The sequence below is a fragment of the Pseudonocardia humida genome (genome assembly GCF_023898865.1).
Classification (GTDB): Bacteria; Actinomycetota; Actinomycetes; order Mycobacteriales; family Pseudonocardiaceae; genus Pseudonocardia; species Pseudonocardia humida.
On record NZ_JAGSOV010000118.1, the window covers coordinates 1 to 3,756 of the forward strand.

The window sequence follows — 3,756 nt, forward strand, 5'->3', positions numbered from 1 at the left end:
ACCTACCACCGGCGCCGCCGCCAGCTCACGCTGGGCCGGTTGACCCCGGTTGAGTACGAAGCAATGATCACCAGACCTGCCGCACAGGCGGCCTGACTGACCTGTCACCTATCGGTGCAGCAGTCCCTCACGCCTACTCGGCGTGTTGAGGTCTGCGTGGCCTGCCGCGCTTAACCGACGAGCTGGCTTGCATCTTGTTGCTCGGGGAGCCCTGCGATCGCGTCCCGCAGTCGTTACGGACGAACGCGGATGATCGTCTTGCCCTTGACCCGCTCGGTCGAGTTGAAGGCGGCGACGGCGTCGTCGAGGGTCGCGATGTTGCCGATGTTCGTCCGCAGTCGTCCGTCTCGCACCCGCCGGACGATCTCACCCAGCTGAGCACGGTCTGACTCGACGACGAAGTCGATGGCCAGGCCGTCGGCGGGTCGTGCCTCGGGCGGGCCGGCGATGGTCACCAGCGTTCCTCCGGCTCTCACCAGCCCCGCGGACCGCTTCTGAATGTCCCCGCCGATGACGTCGAACACCAGATCGACGCTGCCGACGTCTTCCAGTGAGTCGGTCGGGAGGTCGACGAAATCCTGCGCGCCGAAGTCGAGCGCGGTCTGCCGGTCGGCAGCGCGTCCGGTGCCGATGATGTAGGCGCCGGCCTCGCGCGCGAGCTGCACCACCATCGACCCGACTCCGCCGGCCGCGCCGTGCACGAGGAGGCTCTGTCCTGCCTGGAGGCGGCCGTGGTCGAAGAGTCCCTGCCATGCGGTCAGCCCTGAGATCGGGAGGCTGGCGCCCACCGTGAAGTCGACGTCGCCCGGCAGCGGCGCGAGGTTGCGTGCCTCGACCGCCGCGTACTCCGCCAGCGTGCCGTCGCGGGTCCAGTCCGTGAGGCCGAACACCCGCTGTCCCACTGACAGGCCCGTCGTGCCATAGCCGAGAGCACTGACCACGCCGGCCATCTCGTGCCCGGGAATCGAAGGCGTCCGGTCACGACCGAGGCGATCGGCCCAGTTCGAGGGCCACGTGAGCTCACCGGGGGTGAATCCCGACGCATGCACCTCGACGAGGACGTCGTTCCCCGCCGCCTCCGGCTCCGGCCGCTCCACGAGCGTCATCCCGCCCGTTCCTGCGGCTTGATCCGTCACCACGATCGCCTTCATCTGGCATCTCCCTGTACTCAGTACCCGCCGTCACACTCCGGCGGGCGCTTCTGTGGACGATACGGTCCATTGTTGCTCCGGAGCAGAGGCGCCTGACCGGGCCGGAGCCGTACGCTACCGGAGGCAGGGTCGCTGCACCAGGGCGCTCCGTCAGGACCCTCAGGTGCGCTGATGCCTCAGACTCCCTGATGATCGGCGGAGGCGTGCCGATCGATGTCACGCTACTCTAGCCTGGACGAGATGGTCCAGTTGGTAGAGGTAGGCCGTGGTGAACGACCACGTCCTCACCGCAGCGAACGTCATCCCGTGGGGTCGGCAGAGTCAGATGATCTCGAGTAGCCGCAACGGACGGGCCGCGCAAAGCGTGATCCCTCAGCGATGTTCGCAACACCAGTCAGGTGGTGCAGCCACATCGCGAGATTTCTCGGCGAGGCCATGATCCGTGAGGCGCTGCCGGTGCGGACCTGGGAGAGGCTGTCGGCGAAGGTGATCGCGGGCGCAGCACACGATGCTGTTGCTGCGCTCGCGTGTCGAGGGCGCTCGAGGAACGGGCCGTTCAGCAGGCTCGCCAGCTCGGCATTGTCGAGCCGGCGCGGGCTGAGCTCGGCGTACCGGGGGATCGAAGGCCAGCAGGAGCTTCAGCGTCTGTAGGCGTAATCACGTGTGGGCGAGCCTGGCGCCGGCGGATCGGGCGCTCGGTGCAGAGGCCCTGCACGGGGCGAGCCGAATCGCATCATCGGCGCGCATCCGGTTACTGCCAGTTGGCCAACCAGGGCCTGGACGGTCGCGGTGCGCAGCGGGATCGACAGCCGCACGGGCGACGGCCTGCGGAACAGCTTGCTGGTACGGTCGCCAGCCCTTCGGGTCGACGCGATGCTGGTGTGGAAACGGCGAGGTCTCGCGGTGGTGCCCGTGCTGGACACGATGCGGGCTGTGCGATGGGTCCGGTCATGGGGTGCGAGGAGGAGGGTGCCGGCGTCAACGAGTGGCTGAACGGCACGGTCAGGTGCCATCTCGAGTCGACGAGCGGTGAGCGCGGTACCTCGAACGTCGTTCTCCAGAACATTGCGGTATCGCTTCCGGCCGACAAGATCAAACGTCAAGGTGTACGACGGCGCGGCAGCTTCGTCGTGGTGGGCGGCGAGGCTCCGGCCGGAGAGGTGAATGAGGCATGGAAGCGAACTCAACAAGATGGAGTTGATGCGCAGCTCGAGTCGTTCTGCTCCCGAGACATTCTCAGATGAATCGTCAGTGCTTCCTCTCGACTTGTCGGTTGTGGCGAGCAGGACGTCGAAACTGCCCAGCACGCGCGCACTGATCGAGAGTTCCAGCTGCAAGAGGTGATCTGGCTCTAGTGTCGCGTGTCGTAACTCTGTTTACAGTTGGTGGCGCGGGACGATGAGGCATGTCGGTTGCTGCGCCGTTGGTGCTGCGTGAGGGTGATCGGGCACGTCTGGAGGCGTTGACCCGGGCGAGTTCGGTGCGTGCGGGGCTGGCGTTGCGGGCGCGGATCGTGTTGCTGGCCGCGGACGGGTTGCCCAACGCCGAGATCGCCCGCCGGACCGGGACCAGTCGCCCGACGGTGGTGGACTGGCGGGCCCGCTACGACGCCGGCGGTATCACGTTCCTGCACGACCAAAAACGCAGCGGCCGCCCACCCGAGATCGACGACGTGGCCGTCGTGGTCGCCACCCTGACCGAGGACGGACGCCCGCCCGAGCACCTCGGTGTCACGCACTGGTCGGCCCGGCTGCTGGCCGCCGAGCTGGGGATCTCCTTCGCCACCGTGGCCCGGATCTGGCGCAAGTGGAACCTGCAGCCCTGGCGCGCCGAGACCTTCAAGTTCTCCACCGACCCCGAGTTGGATGCCAGGATCCGCGACGTCGTTGGCCTGTATCTGCATCCGCCGGAGAAGGCGGTGGTGCTGTGCGTGGACGAGAAGTCCCAGATCCAGGCCCTGGACCGGACCGCGCCGATCCTCCCGATCCGGCCCGGGCTGCCCGAGCGCGCCACCCACGACCACGTCCGCCACGGCACCACCACCCTGTTCGCCGCCCTCGAGGTCGCCACCGGCCGCGTCGAGCAGGCGTGCCTGCCCCGACACCGCCACCAGGAGTTCCTGACCTTCCTCAAGCAGGTGGCCAGGGCCTACCCGCGCCGCGAGCTGCACCTCGTGGTGGACAACTACGCCACCCACAAACACCCCGCCGTGAAGACCTGGCTGGCCAAGAACTCGCGGGTCACGCTGCACTTCACTCCGACCTCGGGGTCGTGGCTGAACATGGTGGAGATCTTCTTCGGGATCATCACCCGCCAGGCCATCCGCCGCGGCAGCTACGGCTCGGTCCGCGATCTGATCGAGGCGATCACCGCGTTCATCGACGGCTGGAACGACCGCTGCCACCCGTTTATCTGGACCAAGGACGCGGACACGGTTATCGCGAAAGCCCACCGTCAATCAACTTCCCGCACGCGGCACTAGTACTCCAGCCGTAGGTCGTGATCTTGCTGGCGTGGCGGTCCCGGACGTGAGGCGGCCACCGCGTGATCCTCGTCCGTTGTGTCGACATCAGATGATCACGCGATGGCCGTGGGCCACAGCGTA

At 67.4% G+C, this 3,756-nt stretch carries 3 protein-coding genes; 1 reads left to right on the forward strand and 2 read right to left on the reverse strand.

Features of this window, described 5'->3' with window-relative positions:
- Window positions 1–233: 233 nt before the first annotated feature.
- Window positions 234–1,151, reverse strand: a complete 918-nt coding sequence (locus KDL28_RS39985) for an NADP-dependent oxidoreductase (protein ID WP_252446695.1) — start codon at window positions 1,149–1,151, stop codon at window positions 234–236.
- Between the two features lie 638 nt (window positions 1,152–1,789).
- A complete protein-coding gene (locus KDL28_RS39990) occupies window positions 1,790–2,488 on the reverse strand; it encodes a hypothetical protein (protein ID WP_252446696.1) in 699 nt (232 codons plus the stop codon).
- Window positions 2,489–2,556: 68 nt separating this feature from the next.
- Between KDL28_RS39990 and KDL28_RS39995 the strand changes: the two genes are divergently transcribed.
- Window positions 2,557–3,633 (forward strand): IS630 family transposase, encoded by a 1,077-nt coding sequence (locus tag KDL28_RS39995; RefSeq protein WP_252446697.1) that lies wholly within the window; start codon window positions 2,557–2,559, stop codon window positions 3,631–3,633.
- Window positions 3,634–3,756: the final 123 nt, after the last annotated feature.